General features: G+C 74.3%; 16 protein-coding genes. 4 read left to right on the plus strand and 12 right to left on the minus strand.

The window, feature by feature from the left end:
- Nucleotides 1-3 precede the first annotated feature (3 nt).
- Entirely contained in the window at nucleotides 4-204 is a 201-nt protein-coding gene (locus BLU95_RS23860) for a DUF397 domain-containing protein (protein WP_093861802.1), read from the plus strand.
- A gap of 322 nt (nucleotides 205-526) precedes the next feature.
- On the opposite strand, the gene BLU95_RS42435 is transcribed toward BLU95_RS23860, so the two are convergent.
- The 3 genes from BLU95_RS42435 to BLU95_RS43365 all read right to left on the minus strand — a co-directional run bounded on the left by BLU95_RS42435 (nucleotide 527) and on the right by BLU95_RS43365 (nucleotide 2,451).
- A complete protein-coding gene (locus BLU95_RS42435) occupies nucleotides 527-688 on the minus strand; it encodes a DUF6879 family protein (protein WP_159424980.1) in 162 nt (53 codons plus the stop codon).
- 272 nt (nucleotides 689-960) lie between these two features.
- On the minus strand, nucleotides 961-1,836 hold the full coding sequence (locus BLU95_RS23865) for an FAD-dependent oxidoreductase (RefSeq protein ID WP_286158578.1): 876 nt from the start codon (nucleotides 1,834-1,836) through the stop codon (nucleotides 961-963).
- 126 nt (nucleotides 1,837-1,962) lie between these two features.
- Complete coding sequence (locus BLU95_RS43365) at nucleotides 1,963-2,451, minus strand: hypothetical protein (protein ID WP_093861804.1); 489 nt, start codon at nucleotides 2,449-2,451, stop codon at nucleotides 1,963-1,965.
- Nucleotides 2,452-2,777: 326 nt separating this feature from the next.
- On the opposite strand from BLU95_RS43365, the gene BLU95_RS23875 reads away from it, so the two are divergent.
- Both BLU95_RS23875 and BLU95_RS23880 read left to right on the plus strand, forming a co-directional pair.
- Nucleotides 2,778-4,430 carry a hypothetical protein gene (locus tag BLU95_RS23875; protein WP_093861805.1) on the plus strand — a complete coding sequence of 551 codons (1,653 nt, stop codon included), beginning with the start codon at nucleotides 2,778-2,780 and terminating at the stop codon, nucleotides 4,428-4,430.
- A gap of 90 nt (nucleotides 4,431-4,520) precedes the next feature.
- The gene (locus tag BLU95_RS23880) at nucleotides 4,521-5,168 is read left to right on the plus strand and encodes a PhzF family phenazine biosynthesis protein (protein ID WP_093861806.1); all 648 of its coding nucleotides are present in this window, start codon (nucleotides 4,521-4,523) and stop codon (nucleotides 5,166-5,168) included.
- Between the two features lie 44 nt (nucleotides 5,169-5,212).
- Here BLU95_RS23880 and BLU95_RS23885 read toward each other — a convergent pair whose 3' ends face one another.
- The 4 genes from BLU95_RS23885 to BLU95_RS23900 form a co-directional block, all read right to left on the minus strand.
- Nucleotides 5,213-5,848 (minus strand): VanZ family protein, encoded by a 636-nt coding sequence (locus tag BLU95_RS23885; RefSeq protein WP_093861807.1) that lies wholly within the window; start codon nucleotides 5,846-5,848, stop codon nucleotides 5,213-5,215.
- A gap of 359 nt (nucleotides 5,849-6,207) precedes the next feature.
- Nucleotides 6,208-6,612: a hypothetical protein gene (locus tag BLU95_RS23890; protein WP_093861808.1), complete on the minus strand. Its 405-nt coding sequence runs from the start codon at nucleotides 6,610-6,612 to the stop codon at nucleotides 6,208-6,210.
- Nucleotides 6,609-8,123, minus strand: a complete 1,515-nt coding sequence (locus tag BLU95_RS23895; RefSeq protein ID WP_093861809.1) for an ATP-binding protein — start codon at nucleotides 8,121-8,123, stop codon at nucleotides 6,609-6,611. Before BLU95_RS23895 ends, BLU95_RS23890 begins: the two co-directional genes overlap by 4 nt.
- 89 nt (nucleotides 8,124-8,212) lie before the next feature.
- Complete coding sequence (locus BLU95_RS23900; RefSeq protein ID WP_045938110.1) at nucleotides 8,213-8,890, minus strand: response regulator; 678 nt, start codon at nucleotides 8,888-8,890, stop codon at nucleotides 8,213-8,215.
- 601 nt (nucleotides 8,891-9,491) lie between these two features.
- Here BLU95_RS23900 and BLU95_RS44305 point away from each other — a divergent pair.
- Nucleotides 9,492-10,184 (plus strand): SigE family RNA polymerase sigma factor, encoded by a 693-nt coding sequence (locus BLU95_RS44305; RefSeq protein WP_502689870.1) that lies wholly within the window; start codon nucleotides 9,492-9,494, stop codon nucleotides 10,182-10,184.
- 250 nt (nucleotides 10,185-10,434) lie between these two features.
- Here BLU95_RS44305 and BLU95_RS23915 read toward each other — a convergent pair whose 3' ends face one another.
- The 5 genes from BLU95_RS23915 to deoC form a co-directional block, all read right to left on the minus strand.
- Nucleotides 10,435-11,073, minus strand: coding sequence for an ATP-binding protein (locus tag BLU95_RS23915; protein WP_093861810.1), 639 nt, complete (start codon nucleotides 11,071-11,073; stop codon nucleotides 10,435-10,437).
- Between the two features lie 47 nt (nucleotides 11,074-11,120).
- On the minus strand, nucleotides 11,121-11,552 hold the full coding sequence (locus BLU95_RS23920) for a hypothetical protein (RefSeq protein ID WP_093861811.1): 432 nt from the start codon (nucleotides 11,550-11,552) through the stop codon (nucleotides 11,121-11,123).
- A gap of 299 nt (nucleotides 11,553-11,851) precedes the next feature.
- The gene (locus BLU95_RS23925; RefSeq protein ID WP_093861812.1) at nucleotides 11,852-12,754 is read right to left on the minus strand and encodes an aldehyde dehydrogenase family protein; all 903 of its coding nucleotides are present in this window, start codon (nucleotides 12,752-12,754) and stop codon (nucleotides 11,852-11,854) included.
- Nucleotides 12,747-14,261, minus strand: a complete 1,515-nt coding sequence (locus BLU95_RS23930) for an aldehyde dehydrogenase family protein (protein WP_231977751.1) — start codon at nucleotides 14,259-14,261, stop codon at nucleotides 12,747-12,749. Before BLU95_RS23930 ends, BLU95_RS23925 begins: the two co-directional genes overlap by 8 nt.
- 5 nt (nucleotides 14,262-14,266) lie before the next feature.
- A complete protein-coding gene (deoC, locus tag BLU95_RS23935) occupies nucleotides 14,267-15,253 on the minus strand; it encodes a deoxyribose-phosphate aldolase (protein ID WP_030393421.1) in 987 nt (328 codons plus the stop codon).
- Between the last annotated feature and the right edge of the window lie 7 nt (nucleotides 15,254-15,260).

Here is a 15,260-nt window from a genome sequence, read left to right on the forward strand (position 1 = left end):
ACGATGCCAGAAATCCGTTGGCAGAAGTCATCGTTCAGCGGCTCGAACGACGGTGGCAGCTGCGTTGAACTCGCCACCGGTGGGCCGGGACTTCGTCATCTGAGGGAGTCCGACGACCCCGGTGTCGTCCTGGCCCTCGATGAGGAGAAGCTCCGCGCGCTCCTCATCGCGGTCAAGGCCGGTAGGTTCGACCACCTCTCCTGATCGGCCCGGCCCCGAAAAGCACCATGAAGTGGGCGGTCACGGACGATAGTTCGTGACCGCCCACTTCGCTTGTCAGCCCGGGCCGCCCCGCTCCACCCACCACGCAGGGGCCCAGCAGAGGCCGCAACGTCGAGCGAGCCGGTCTCCGCTGAGACCGGCTCGCTTGCGCAGATCGCGGAGCAGCCGGGCCGGATCGGCCTTCGACCGGTCCAACTGCTCAGGGGCGAAGGTCACTCACCCATGATCCTTCACGTACTTCGGGAAGGGAACGGACTCGGCCGATGCGCCGCCCCGTGTCCCGGTAGCCCCGGACGCGTGCCGTTCAAGCAGCGGTTGCCTCGGCCGTCAGCGGCTCGCCGGCCAGGAAGCGACGGATCCCTTCCTCCTCCTGCGGCATCGTGTAGACGGCCAGGGTCTCCAGACGCCAGGCGTCGTGCTCCATGGCGTCGAAATACGCCCGCCACGCGTCACCATCCAAGAACACGGAACGCCTCCCGCAGTGTCTCCTCGGGAATCTCGACGAGAGACCCCCCGTCTTGAACAAGTCGGGGGTGACGTTACGCACCGCGACCGGGAGGTGGCCATCCGAACAGGGGATTGCTCTCGTTCCTGCCTGCAGACCTTGTGTGGAGCAGGAAGTCGGCCTCATCGACTTCCTGCTCCTGCTCCACGGTCGGGCAACCGGGCAACCGGGCAACCGGGCAACCGGGCAACCGGGCAACCGGGCAACGGTCAACCGGTCAACCGGTCAACCGGTCAGCCCGTCAGGCGGAGGGCGTAGTAGGCCTGCAGCGCCGCGTCGGCGCCGGAGCCGGTGGCGGTCATGATGCGCTGGCCGCGGGCCGAGCGGAGGTCGCCGGCGGTGAGGACGCGGGGGTGCTGGCGGTCGGGCGGGCAGTAGCCGTCCTCGGCGGGGGCCAGGGTGCCGGGGAGGGCGGCCGGGCGGACGCCCAGGTTCACGAACACCGCGTCGGGGGCGAAGGTGCCCAACCCGCCCGCCGTGATGTGGCCTTCGGGGGAGTGGCGCAGGTCGAGGGCGTCGAGTTCCAGCAGGGTGACGCGCGGGTCGTCGCGGACCTCCTCGGCCTTGTAGGCGTCGGCGGCCGGGTGCGGGACGAGCAGGTCGAGTGCGGCGTCGGGGTGGGCGCGCAGCAGGGTGCCGAGGGGGCGGTCGGCGCCGAGGACGAGGGTGCGGCGGCCGGTCAGGAGCGTGGCGTCCGCCTCCCAGAGCGGCGGCGGGGCGTCCACGGTGGAGCTGAGCCAGGCGGCCTCGTCGGGTCGGGCCGCGCGGACGCCGGTGGCGACGATCGCGTACCGGCCGCGCACGGTGGTGCCCGGGGCGGCGAGGTGGACGGTCACGCCCTCGTCGTCGGCGTGCAGTTCGGTCGCCGGGGTGCCGAGAAGGAGGTCGCAGGAGTCGGTGACTCGTCGGACGTCCGCCGCGACGGCGTCGGCGAAGGCGGTGCCGGTCGCGAAGCCGAGCACGTTCTGCACCGCCGGGACGCGCCGCAGGGTGGCGCCGGGTTCGCGCCGCTCGACCAGGGCCGTCCGCAGCCCGACGCTCGCCGCCATCACGGCCGCCGCGCAGCCCGCGGGCCCGCCGCCCACGATCACCAGGTCGTACGTCTCCACGGTCCGCACCCCCTTCGTCGTCGGCGACCGGTACCCGGCCGCACCGCGCAGCGTAGTGCGGACCGAGGGGGACGGAAGGGGGACCGGCCGGCGCCCTGGTGAGGGGCGCCGGCCGGTGGGGACGGATCAGCCCTGCGGCGGAGCCGGCGGCTGGTACGGCGGCTGGTACGGGGCGGCCGGGGCGAGGGGGGCCGCGGCCTGGTACGGCGACGCGGGCGCTGCCGGGGCAGCGGCCTGGAAGGGCGCGGCCGGCTGGGGGTACTGGCCGCCCTGCGGGTACGGCGCACCCTGGTGCTGGTACGGCGAGGCGGCCGGGACGGGCGGCGCGGCCGGTGCCTGGGAGCGCGTGACCAGCGCCTTCACCGCGTTGGCTATCAGCAGCACCGGCAGGATGAACGCCTTGAAGAAGATCACGTAGCTGGTGCCCTCGAAGACGAAGGCGAGGTAGTACGCGTAGCCGGTGAAGCCGAGGCCGGCGAGCACGTTGAGGGCGCGCCAGCCGAGCCTCAGGCCGCCGAGGTTGACGGCGCCGATGACCAGCAGGGCGATGCCGCTGACGGCCAGCAGGACGACGTACCAGGAGAAGAGCGGGTCGACGTCGAAGTCGAGGTTCACGAGTGGTTCCTGTTGTTGCCGGGGTCGGGCGGACGCGAACGGGCGGCCGCCGGGGGACGAGTGGGGACAGTACTGGAGCGGGACGACATCCGTCCTCACGATTTCGTCACGGTGTCATCGCCGAATCCGCCCGGAGAACCTCCCTTCCACCCCTTGAAAACCGCTCAGGAAGCGTCCGTGCGTTCGGATATGATGCGCCCGTCGCTGGTGGTTGGGGGGCGAAGCAGCGACCCGGGTGAGAGTCCCGGAGCGGCCTCCCACCTCGGCGAAACCGCCCTGCTGCCGGGTTCGTCGGGTTCGCCCGCCTTCCTTCCGTGAGGTCCCCCGTGCGTATTCAGCACCGCAGATCCCTGGCCCTCGCCGCCGCTGCCACCCTGGTCTCGGGGGCGGCCCTGACCGCCGCCCCCGGTGCGGCCGCGCTGTCGCGTTCCGGCGGTACCGGCGGAGCGCTCCTCGGTGCCCCCAACGGGGTGGGCACCCCGGGGCCGGTCGGGACCCAGGAGCGGCGCAGCCCGGTGACGATCACCGTCGCGGGCTTCCCCGGCACCCTGACCGCAGGCGGTCCGGCCGCCGAGTTCACCGCCACGCTGCGCAACTCCGCCGACCACGCCGTCGACGTCACCACCGGTTTCGTCGTCGCGAACGTCGATGCCGGGATCCGCGAGAACCAGCTCGTGCTCGGTTACCAGTCCCCCGGCGGGGCCTCCTGGAAGCCCGCCGCCCCCGCCCCCGGCGCCGGTACCGGCGCCGGCTGGAACCTCGACACCTTCGCCACCCGGCTGAGCCTGCCCGCCGGGGCCTCCGCGACGTACCGGCTGCGCCTGGCCGCCACGGCCGACGCGCCCGCCGGCCGGGCCACCGGCGGGTTCACGGCGACGGTCGCCGACCCGACCCTGCCGCCGGAGACCCGGATCACCGAAGCGGCGAGTCAGCCCAGGGAGTTCGCACTCGCCGCGGCCGGCCCCACCGGGGCGCCGACGACCGCCCCCGCGCCCGGTGTGCCCTACCTCGGCCTGGACGCGGTGCCCGGCTCGTTCACCGCGGGTGGCGAGCCGAAGCCGTTCCGGCTGACGCTCACCAATCGGAGCGGCAAGGACGTCGCGTTCCTGCCCGAACTGACCTTCCGGGGCAAGGCCCTGCCCGGCGCGGAGGCGGTCCGGCTGGAGTTCCGGGCTCCCGACGGCGAGTGGCTGCCGGCCGTGGACAGCGGTCAGGGCGCCGCCGGGCGGCTGACGCTGACGCTGCGCACGGGTGACCGGGAAGCCTCGCTGGTGCGGCTGCGCGACGGCGAGTCCCGGACGTTGAACGTGCGGCTGGCGTTCGCCCAGGACACCCCGGCCGGGGTGCTGTCGCTGCTGCCGACCGGGAGCAGCCTGCCGGCGGTCGGTACCGGCGCCGGGGTGCCCGCCGCCGGCTCGGCGGTCGACATCACCGTGGCCGCCCCCGCCGCGCCGTCCCCGTCCGCCGTGCCGAGCACCCCGTCCGCCGAGGCCGGCGGCTCGCCGTCCGCCCCGGCCGCGCCCCCGGCCGCCGAACCGCCCGCATCGACCGGTACCGCCCCCGGGGTGGGACTGGCGGCGGTCACGCCGTCCGCGGACCCGAGCGGCACACCGGCGGCCGTCCCGGCCTCGGAGGTCACGCAGACGCCGCCGAGCACGGCCGCCGTCCCGGCTCCGGCGGTCACGGTGACCGTGGCGGCGCCCCCGGTGCCGTCCGTGGACCTCGCCTCGACCGGTGGCTCGTCCACCAACACCCCGATGGCGATCACCGGCGCCACCTCGATCGCGATGGGCATCGGCACCCTGGTGGTGGCGCACCGGCGGCAGCGGACCCGCCCGGCGGCCGCCCGGACGCCACTCCCCGCCGGGGGCCCGGGCGCGGGCCCGCACCCGGTGGCGGGCGGTCCGGGCGCGCGGCCGGGGGCGGCTCCGGCCGTCCGGCCCGCGCCGGGCCCGGCCGCCGGTCCCGCGGCGCGCTGAGCCGACCGGACCCGCAGGTCCCGGCCGGAGGATGCCAACCGGCCCGCGCGACCGCCGCGCGGACCCGATCGGACGAGGAGTGACCGCGGCATGGCCGACCACGAGGTGCTGTACGTGTTCTGCGGCCCGGACGGTACGCACGGCAACGCGCTGGGCGTGGTCCGGGACGGCGCGGCCGTGCCCGACGACGCGGACCGGCAGGCGATCGCGCGACGGCTCGGCTTCAGCGAGACGGTGTTCGTCGACGACCCGGAGCGCGGCGCGATCGACATCCGTACCCCGACCCTGCGCCTCCCGTTCGCCGGTCACCCGTGTGTCGGCGCCGCCTGGCTGCTGGGCGTGGACCGGCTGGTCACCGCCGCGGGCGTGGTCCGGGTGCGGCACGGCGGCGGGTTCACCCGGGTCGCGGCTCCGGCCGCCTGGGCGCCGCCGCGCACGCTCCGCCGGTACGCGACGGCGGCCGAGGTCGACGGGCTGGCGGTGCCGCCGCCGGGTGAGTGGATCTATGCCTGGGCCTGGCAGGACGAGGCGGCGGGCACGGTCCGCGCCCGGGCCTTCCCGGGACGGGGCGACGGCATCGACGAGGACGAGGCGACCGGTGCGGCCGCGCTCCTGCTGACGGCCGAGCTGGGCCGGGGGCTGACGATCACCCAGGGGCGTGGCTCGCAGCTCGTCACCGGGCTCCCCGGGGACGGGCTGGTCGAGGTCGGCGGCCGGGTCCGCCGCGCGGACCGGTAGCGCGGACCGGCAGCGCGTCCCGGCAGCGCGGGAACGGGTGCTGCTCAGCTCCGCCGGGCGGGGCCCGGCGAACCGAGGCTGAGCAGGGGTTCGGCCTTCCGCCCGGGGTGCGCGGCCGGGGTGGCGGCGGCCCTGGCCGGGGTCGGGACGGTGACGGGCGCGCTGTCCGGAGCCTGAGCCTGAGCCTGAGTCGGGGCCGAGGTCGCAGCCGAGGCAGAGGTCGGGGCCGGGGTCGCAGCCGGAGCGGGGTCCGGCTCCGCGGTGCGGCCGAGATCCTGGAGGCCCGCGTCGCGCCGCAGAAGCAGGATCCGGCCGGCGGGGACCAGGGCGAGGTGGGTCGCCGCGACACCGGCGACGGCGAGCAGTATGTGGTCGACGTTGAGCACGTGCCCGGGCGCCCACGAGGAGAGGAACTCCAGTGCCGTGGCCAGCAGGGCCGAGGCGCCGGTGGTGCGCAGGAAGGACGGGAGCCAGGGGGTCCCGAGCCGGCCGCCGGCGAGCGGGAGGAGGACGCCGAGCGGGGCGGGCAGCAGCAGCTCGCCGAGCAACTGGCCCGCGGAGGAGAAACGGAGCGAGGCCAGTGGCGTCAGGTTGGCGTCGTAGACCCAGGCCACCGGCAGTGGTCTCAGCACCAGCCAGCCCAGCAGCAGCAGGTGGAGGGCGAGGCCGAACAGTCCCACCGCCCGTAGTCGACGCCGATGGTGCTGGACGGCCGTCGCCCGTCCGGTCTCGGTCCGCACGTCGGCACGCTCCCCGCGTGTCCTGGTGCCATCTCGCTGCACGGGGGGAAGGACGTGTTCCGGCGGCGTGACGGTTCCACACCCGGTGCGAACTTTGCGCCGCGCGCCGGGGACGGGTCCCCGACCCGGGCGGAACCGCCGGGTGAACTCCCCCGGCGGCCCGCCCGTACGAACCGCTGACCGCGCACCTGCGCCGAGCGGCCCGGAGGCGAGCGGCCCGGAGGCGATCGGCCCGGAGGCGACCGGCCCGGAGGCGAGCGGCCCGGAAGCCGACGGACCCCGAACCGCCGACCGCCCGCCTACCGGCAGGGCGGCGCCGTGGTCGAGGCCGACGGCGACGGCAGCGCGCCGAACACGTTGTCCGCCGGCCCCGTCGGAGCGGCCGATGCGGCCGATGCGGTCGGTGCCACCACCGAGGGCGAGGGCGACGCCGAGCCGCCCGGCGGGGCCGGGTGCGCCGCGGCGGTGGGTGTCGGCGCGCCGTGCGCCGCCGCGGCCTGCGGCGGGCCGCCGACCGCGCCGGACGGCGTGCTCGGGGCCGTGGGTATCCGCGCCACCGTCGGACAGGCGGTCCGGCTGGCTGGCGCACCCGCGTCGACCGGGACGGCCGTCGGACGGATGCCGCAGCCGGCAGCCAGCACGGCCAGCCCGACCAGCGCGGCGGCGGCGAACGGGCGCCGAAGCGGGCTCGCTCCTCGGGTCACCGGGCACTCTCCTCGGCGGTGTCGGCGGACGGCGGCGGAGGCGGCTGGGTCAGCGGCAGCGTCAGCGTGAACACCGCCCCCACCTCGCCGTTCGCGGCCGTGATGGACCCCCCGTGGATCTGCGCGTTGGCCATCGCGATGGACAGGCCCAGGCCGCTGCCCTCCGAGCGGGCCCGCCCCTTGTCGGCCTTGTAGAAGCGGTCGAAGACGTGCGGCAGCACGTCCTCCGGGATGCCGGGACCGCTGTCCGACACCGCGACGACCACGGTGTCCCCCTCCTCGCGCACCCGCACCCGCACCGGCGAACCGCCGTGCTTCAGCGCGTTGCCGATCAGGTTGGCGAAGACGACGTCCAGCCGGCGCGGGTCGACCACCGCCAGGATGCCGCGCGGGGCGTCCACCTCCACCGCGTCGTACCAGGCCCGGCCGTCGATGCAGGACATGATCAGGTCGGCGATGTCCACCTCGTCGGCGACGAGCTTGGCGGTGCCGGCGTCGAAGCGGGTCACCTCCATGAGGTTCTCCACCAGGTCGGAGAGCCGCCGGGTCTCGCTGACCACCAGCCGCACGGCCGGTTCGATCATCGGGTCCAGCGACTCCGCCTCGTCCTCCAGGATGTCCGTCACGGCGGTCATCGCGGTCAGCGGGGTGCGCAGCTCGTGCGACATGTCGGCGACGAACCGCCGGCTCTGCGCCTCGCGCGCGCTCAGCTCCTCGACCTGCCCGTGCAGCGACTCCGCGGTCCGGTTGAAGGTCCGCGCCAGGTCGGCGAGTTCGTCCGAGCCCTCGACCTCCAGCCGGGTGTCCAGATGGCCCTCGCCGAGCCGCCGGGCCGCGTCGCCCAGCCGCTTGACCGGCCGCAGCACCGTCGCCGACGCGGCCTGCGCCAGCAGCGCCGAGCCGATCAGCGCCAGCAGGGTGGCGATCGCCAGCGACCAGCCGAGCGTGTTCAGGTCGGCCCGCTCGTTCTCCAACGACTTGAACATGTACGCGGTCGGGCCGGTCGTCACCACCTTGGTGCCGCCGATGACGAACGGCCGCCCGTCGAGGTTCTGCCGCTGCCAGTACAGGTGGTAGGTGTACGGGTTGGACTCGGTGATCTCGCGCGGCTTGCCGACCGCCGTCCGCAGCGCGGCCGGCACACTGGCGATCGTGTACGACGCCGAGCTGGACGAGGCGACGCAGTTCGGCAGCGCCGGATCGGCCACCACCACGTCGTAACTGAGGCCGGAGCTGGCGACGGTGCTCGCGAGCGTGTTCAGGTCCTCGCAGGTGGCGTTCAGCGGCAGGTTCGACACGTTGCGGCTGAGCGAGACCCGGAAGTCGTTGAGCGCGGTGTCCTGGGCCCGCTTCAGCACCGCGTCGCGGTTGAGCCAGTACGCGATGCCGGACGCCGAGACGGCGGTGGTCAGCGCGACCGCGGCGAACACCGCGATCAGCCGCACGCGCAACGAGCGCAGGCGGCGCCACGGGCCGGAGGAGAACCGGGCCGTCGTCTGTTGGTCAGTCACAGGAGCCTGTCGTTACGGAGGCCGTCAGCGCGCGCGGCGGGATATCGCCGGCGCCGGACGGAGGTGGGCGGGTGCGTCGGTCGGGCCGGTCACGCCGGCGGGTCCAGCCGGTAGCCGACCCCGCGCACGGTGCGGATCAGCGTCGGCGCCGAGGGCACGTCCTCGACCTTGGCCCGCAGCCGCTGCACACAGGCGTCCACCAGCCGGGAGTCGCCCAGGTAGTCGTGCTCCCAGACCAGGCGCAGCAGTTGCTGCCGGGACAGCGCCTGCCCGGGCCGCCGGCTGAGCTCCAGCAGCAGCCGCAGCTCGGTCGGGGTGAGCTGGAGGTCCGCACCGTCCTTGGTGACCGTCATCGCCGCACGGTCGATCACCACGGTCCCGTACACGGACGAGTCCGAGCTCTCCCGCTCGCCGCGCCGCAGCACGGCCCGGATCCGGGCGTCCAGCACGCGGGGCTGCACCGGCTTCACGACGTAGTCGTCCGCGCCTGACTCCAGGCCGACCACGACGTCGATGTCGTCGGACCGGGCCGTCAGCAGGACGATCGGCAGCTGGTCGGTGCGGCGGATCCGGCGGCACACTTCGAAGCCGTCGATTCCGGGCAGCATGACGTCCAGCACGATGAGGTCCGGCCGCTGCTCCTTGAAGAGCCTCAGGCCGTCCTCGCCGGACGCGGCGGTGGCCACGCGGTGGCCCTGGCGGGTGAGGGCGAGTTCGAGGCCGGTGCGGATGGCGTCGTCGTCCTCGATCAGAAGGAGGAAAGGCACGGCCTCATTCTGGCTCACCCGGAGCGGCGAATCACCCCCCACTGTCCGCTCGGGGGTCGCACCCGCCCCGCCCGCCGCGCGACCGGGAACCGGAACGCCCGCCACCGGCGTCCGTCAACGGCGGGACAGCGGCAGGGACGAAAGCCCCGTGCCTGTGACAGCCCTGTGACAGTCGACGGACAGCGCCATCACAACCGGCGGGCAGGATTTTCCGTGTCGCCGCAGGACAGCGGGCCGATCGGCCCACTGGACGGCGGCGACGGAACCGCTCGAACCGATCCAGAGGGGGCGCACGATGAACGCCACGCTTCAGACCCGGACCAACCCGGCCGTCCGGACCGCGCGTTCGTCAGCGACCGCTCACCGGAGCCGTTTCGAGACCGGGGCCGAGGAGGTCTCCGGTGCCGTGATCGCACGGGGGTGCGCGCACAGCACGGGTGCAAGCACTGTCGCCCGCCGGGTGAGCGGCGGCGGCAGGACGGGGGAGCTGTACGGGATCGGCCACCGGGGGAACACGGCCGACTCCGCCGCGACCTTGACGCTGCGGGGGATCCTCCCCGTCCGCGTCGAGGGCGCGGACACCCCGGCGGGGAACCGGGGAATCGCGGGAACGGGCCTGCGGAAGGCCGACTCGGGGGAGTCGGCCGGCCGCGAGGCCGCCGGTGCGACGCTGCTGCGGCTGAACCCCGCGGCGGCCCGCACCACCGAGCAGACGGCGGGCGGGGCGGCGTTCACCGCGGCGCAGGGCGAGCGCCCGGCGGTCGCGGAGGACCACATCACGGAGTTCACCGCGTACGTGCGGGAGCGCCGCGCCTCCCTCTACGCCACCGCCTACCACCTCACCGGTGACCGCTACGAGGCCGAGGACCTGCTGCAGAGCGCGCTCTTCAGCACCTACCGGGCCTGGGGCCGGATCACCGACAAGGCCGCGGTGGGGGGCTACCTCCGCCGCACCATGACCAACCTGCACATCTCCGCCTGGCGGCGCCGCAAGGTCAACGAGTACCCGACCGAGGAGCTGCCGGAGACGGTCGGCGACACCGACGCGATGGGCGGCACCGAGCTGCGCGCCGTGCTCTGGCAGGCGCTGGCCAAGCTGCCGGAGAACCAGCGGACCATGCTGGTGCTCCGCTACTACGAGGGCAAGACCGACCCGGAGATCGCCGACGTGCTCGGCATCAGCGTCGGCACCGTCAAGAGCAGCATCTGGCGCGCGCTGCGCCGGCTGCGCGACGACGAGCAGCTGAACACCTCGGGCGACACGATCCGGGCGTTCGGCGAGCTGGTCGCGTAACGCGACCGGGAATGGACTCCCGTCGGGGGACGGGTAGCAGGACGGAAACGGACCAGGCGGCGCCGGCTCGGGGGAGCGGCGGCGCAGGGGGGAGCCGTGACCGTCCGGGGAAGGCGGCGGGCCCGGTGCGGGGGAGACGCACCGGGCCCGCCGTTCCGCGTTTCCGCCGTTCCGCTGTTCCGCGTGCCCGCTGTTCCGAGTACTCGCCGTTCCGCGTGCCCGGCGCACCCGTGCGAGGGGCGGCGGTCGTTCAGACCGCCGAGAGCTCCCCGGCCCGGGCCGCCGCCCGGATCCGCCGCTCGGCCTCGGCCCCGGCGCACGGACGCGCCCCCAGCGCGACCTGGCGGCCGACGATGCCCCGCTCGGCCCGCATCAGCCGCCAGCCGCGCCGCACCAGCACGGGCAGCGACTTGCGGCCCTCGCGGACATCCCGGCGCAGCCGCCACCAGGCGGTCGTGAGCGCGCCGTTGCGCAGGCACAGCGCGTCGCCCAGCAGCTCCGCCGCGGCGCAGTCGGCCGTGATCTCGGCCGCGAAGATGCCCTCGGCGACGAAGGCGGTGGCCCCGTCGAGCTCCAGCACCCTGGTGGAGACCCGCCCGTTGGCCGGGATCGAGTACACCGGCACCTCGGCCCGGCCGGTGTCGCACAGGGCGCGGATGGCCGCCAGGGCCTGGTCGCGGTGCCAGGAGAGCGGGGAGTCCCAGTCCACCGCCCCGTCGGGCAGCAGGGGCAGGCTGGGGTCGTCGCCGTCCTTGTAGAAGTCGTCGAGCTGGAGCACGGGCAGGCCGCTGCGCTCGGCGAGCGAGGACTTCCCGGAGCCGGAGGGCCCGGAGAGCAGGATCACCCGGGCAGGGGCTGTCGGCACAGGGTTCAGCGGGGAGTCACTCACGGGACACCAGTCTGACGCATCGGGGCCCGATGCCGAAACCCCGCGGATCACACCGCCCGCGCGACCGCCGGGGCGAGGAGCGAGGCGTGCAGCAGCGGCAGGTACCGGCTGTCGACCTGGAGGTACACCGGGTGATCGGCGCCGGGCGCCCGGTACGCGGTGGCGGCCCAGTCCTGGTCGTGCCAGACGTCCGGCTCGGGGGCCTCGAAGGTGCCGCCGACGGCCAGCTCGAGCGGGTCGCGGTCGCGCGCGGTGAAGACGACGAGCGGGGCACCGGGGGTGATCCGCAGCTTCCCGGCGACGTAGTCGGGCCGCCCGCCGGGGCCGTCGGCCCGCCCGCCGGGGCCGTCGGCGCGGGCCGAGCAGGGGATCCGGACCGGCCGCCCGGCCGCCAGCCGGCGCTTGGTACGGGCCACCCCCAGTGTGCGCAGGAACCCGTCCGCGAACAGGGCCATCAACTCGCCGACCAGCTCTCCCACGGACGTTCTCCCCCTCGGTGCGCGGTTGTCGGCCCCAGTCTGCGCGGCCGCTCCGGGGCGGCGGCAGCGTCGAACGGCTCGACCCGGTGCGACGAAAGTCGACGGCCGCGGCGGCCGGGGCAACGGCGCCGACGGGCGGGCCCGGGAAGTACGACGGACCCGCGCCAGGGGGGGAGAGGCGCGGGTCCGTCCTGTGACCGTCCGGGCCCTGGGGGGGTGAGGGCACGGGGGACGGCCAGTCTGTGGAGTTGTCACCGACTCGCGGTCACGGAGCGTAGCAGCTCCCGGGGGACCGTAGGTCAGATACCCATCGGGTGCCAGACCGTCTTGGTCTCCAGGAACGAGAGTAGCCGGTCCGTTCCGGGAGCATTGGTCCAGTCCTGGGCGAACGGGTCCGGTTCCGGTCGGATCACCCGCTTCAGGGTATCCGCGGCCAGCACCTCCAGGCCGCCCGCCGCGCCGGGACCGTCGGCGGCGATCGCGCCGGTCAGGTCCAGCGCGTTGACGTCCTGGTGCGAGGCCAGGGTCGGCGCGATGTCGGCGGTCCGGCCGGACAGGATGTTGACCACGCCGCCCGGGACGTCCGAGGTGGCCAGCACCTCGCCCAGGGACAGCGCGGGCAGCGGCGCGTCGGCCGCGGCCGCCACCACCACGGTGTTGCCCGTGGCGATCGCCGGGGCGATCACCGAGACCAGGCCGAGCAGCGAGTGACCGTAACCGGCCTGCGGCGCGACGATCCCGACCACGCCGGTCGGCTCCGGGGTGGAGAGGTTGAAGTACGGACCGGCGACCGGGTTGGCGCCGCCCGCGATCTGCGCCACCTTGTCGGTCCAGCCCGCGTACCAGACCCACCGGTCGATCGCGGCGTCCACCAGGGCGGCGGCCTTCTTCGCGCCGACGCCCTCGGAGAGCGCCACCTCGGCGGCGAACTGCTCCCGCCGGCCCTGCAGCATCTCGGCGACCCGGTACAGCACCTGGCCGCGGTTGTACGCGGTGGTGCCGGACCAGCCCTTGACCGCCGCGCGGGCGGCGACGACCGCGTCGCGGGCGTCCTTGCGGGTGCCGAGCGGCGCGTTGGCCAGCCACTCGCCCTTCGCGTCCGTCACCTCGTACACCCGCCCGCTCTCGGAGCGCGGGAACTTCCCGCCGACGTACAGCTTGTAGGTCTTGAGGACATCAAGACGGCTCACGACATCAGACATCGAGGTAGGCCTCCAGACCGTGCCGGCCACCCTCGCGGCCGTAGCCCGACTCCTTGAAACCGCCGAACGGCGAGGTCGGGTCGAACTTGTTGAAGGTGTTGGCCCAGACCACGCCGGCCCGGAGCCTGCTGGCCGTCCAGAGGATGCGCGAGCCCTTCTCCGTCCAGATGCCGGCGGAGAGGCCGTACGGGGTGTTGTTGGCCTTCGCGACCGCCTCGTCGGGGGTGCGGAAGGTCAGCACCGACAGCACCGGGCCGAAGATCTCCTCCTGGGCGATCCGGTGGGCCTGGCTGACGCCGGTGAACAGCGTCGGCCGGAACCAGAAGCCGGTGCCCGGCAGCTCGCACGCGGGCGACCAGCGCTCGGCGCCCTCGGCCTCGCCGGCGTCGGTCAGCGCGGTGATCCGGGCCAGCTGCTCGGCGGAGTTGATCGCGCCGATGTCGGTGTTCTTGTCCAGCGGGTCGCCGACCCGCAGGGTGCCCATCCGGCGCTTCAGCGCGTCCAGCAGCTCGTCCTGGACCGACTCCTGGACCAGCAGGCGCGAACCCGCGCAGCAGACGTGGCCCTGGTTGAAGAAGATGCCGTTGACGATGCCCTCGACGGCCTGGTCGAGCGGCGCGTCGTCGAAGACGATGTTGGCGGCCTTGCCGCCCAGCTCCAGCGAGAGCTTCTTGCGGGTGCCGGCCACCTGCTTGGCGATCGCCCGGCCGACCGGGGTCGAGCCGGTGAACGCGACCTTGTTGACGTCCGGGTGCGCGGTGAGCGCCGCACCCGTGCTGCCGTCGCCGGTGACGATGTTGACGACGCCCTTGGGCAGACCCGCCTGGCGGCAGATCTCGGCGAAGCGCAGCGCGGTCAGCGGGGTGGTCTCGGCCGGCTTCAGCACGACCGTGTTGCCGGTGGCCAGCGCCGGGGCGATCTTCCACGCCAGCATCAGCAGCGGGAAATTCCACGGGATGACCTGGCCGGCCACGCCCAGCGGCTTCGGGTTGGGGCCGTAGCCGGCGAAGTCCAGCTTGTCGGCCCAGCCCGCGTAGTAGAAGAAGTGGGCGGCGACCAGCGGCAGGTCGACGTCGCGGGTCTCGCGGATCGGCTTGCCGTTGTCGATCGACTCCAGCACGGCCAGCTCGCGGCTGCGCTCCTGGATGATCCGGGCGATCCGGAACAGGTACTTGGCGCGCTCGCTGCCCGGCAGCGCCGACCAGTCGGCGAAGGCGGCCCGGGCGGCGGCGACCGCGCGGTCCACGTCCTCGGCGGTGCCGCGGGCGAACTCGGCGAGCACCTGCTCGGTGGCCGGGTTGACCGTCTTCAGCGCCTCGCCGCCGGAGGAGTCGACGAACTGCCCGCCGATGAAGTGGCCGTAGGAGCTGGCGATGTCGCCGGCCGCGGCGGGCGACTCGGGGGCGGGGGCGTAGCCGAAGAGGCCGCCCGCCGGCTTGCCGGCCGGCTCGGCCGGGGCCTGCGGCGAGGCCGCGGGCGCTTCGGTCTTCTTGGTGTTCTTGGCCATGATTCTCAGTCCACCGTCACGTAGTCGGGACCGGAGTACCGTCCGGTGGTCAGCTTCTGGCGCTGCATCAGCAGGTCGTTGAGCAGGCTGGAGGCGCCGAAGCGGAACCAGTGCGGGCTCAGCCAGTCGTCGCCGAGGGTCTCGTTGACCATCACCAGGTACTTCATCGCGTCCTTGGTGGTCTTGATCCCGCCGGCGGGCTTCACGCCGACCTGGACGCCGGTGGCCGCGCGGAAGTCGCGGACCGCCTCCAGCATCAGCAGGGTGACCGGCGGGGTCGCGTTGACGGCGACCTTGCCGGTCGAGGTCTTGATGAAGTCGGCGCCGGCCAGCATCGCCAGCCAGGAGACGCGGCGCACGTTGTCGTACGTCTGCAGCTCGCCGGTCTCGAAGATCACCTTGAGGTGGGCGTAGCTGCCGTCGGGGCGGCGGCAGGCCTCCTTGACGGCGACGATCTCGTTGTACACGTCCAGGTAGCGGCCGGAGAGGAAGGCTCCCCGGTCGATCACCATGTCGATCTCGTCGGCGCCGGCGGCGACCGCGTCCGCGGTGTCGGCGAGCTTGACCGGGAGCGCGGCGCGCCCGGCGGGGAAGGCGGTGGCGACGGAGGCGACCTGGATGTCGGTGCCCCGGAGCGCCGCCTTCGCGGTGGCGACCATGTCCGGATAGACACAGATCGCCGCGACGCGGGGGGTGGTCGGGTCGGTGGGATCGGGGGTCCTGCCCTTGGTGCACAGTGCGCGCACCTTGCCGACCGTGTCCGCGCCCTCGAGCGTGGTCAGGTCGATCATCGAGATGGCCAGGTCGATGGCGTACGCCTTGGCCGTGGTCTTGATCGAGCGGGTACCGAGAGTGGCGGCGCGCGCCTCCAGGCCGACCTGGTCGACACCGGGCAGGCCGTGCAGGAAGCGACGGAGCGAGGCCTCGGACGCCGCGACGTCCTCGAGACCGCTGCCCGCGACGCCGGGGGCATTGGCTGCAAGAGTGGACATAGTCACC

Source organism: Streptomyces sp. TLI_053 (assembly GCF_900105395.1).
GTDB lineage: Bacteria > Actinomycetota > Actinomycetes > Streptomycetales > Streptomycetaceae > Kitasatospora.

What these genes read in the sequence shown, in the direction of transcription:
- BLU95_RS23930 (WP_231977751.1), bottom strand. Translation starts at nt 14,261, where the DNA reads ATGGCCAAGAACACCAAGAAGACCGAAGCGCCCGCGGCCTCGCCGCAG.
- BLU95_RS23880 (WP_093861806.1), top strand. Translation starts at nt 4,521, where the DNA reads ATGGCCGACCACGAGGTGCTGTACGTGTTCTGCGGCCCGGACGGTACG.
- BLU95_RS23925 (WP_093861812.1), bottom strand. Translation starts at nt 12,754, where the DNA reads ATGTCTGATGTCGTGAGCCGTCTTGATGTCCTCAAGACCTACAAGCTG.
- BLU95_RS23860 (WP_093861802.1), top strand. Translation starts at nt 4, where the DNA reads ATGCCAGAAATCCGTTGGCAGAAGTCATCGTTCAGCGGCTCGAACGAC.
- deoC (WP_030393421.1), bottom strand. Translation starts at nt 15,253, where the DNA reads ATGTCCACTCTTGCAGCCAATGCCCCCGGCGTCGCGGGCAGCGGTCTC.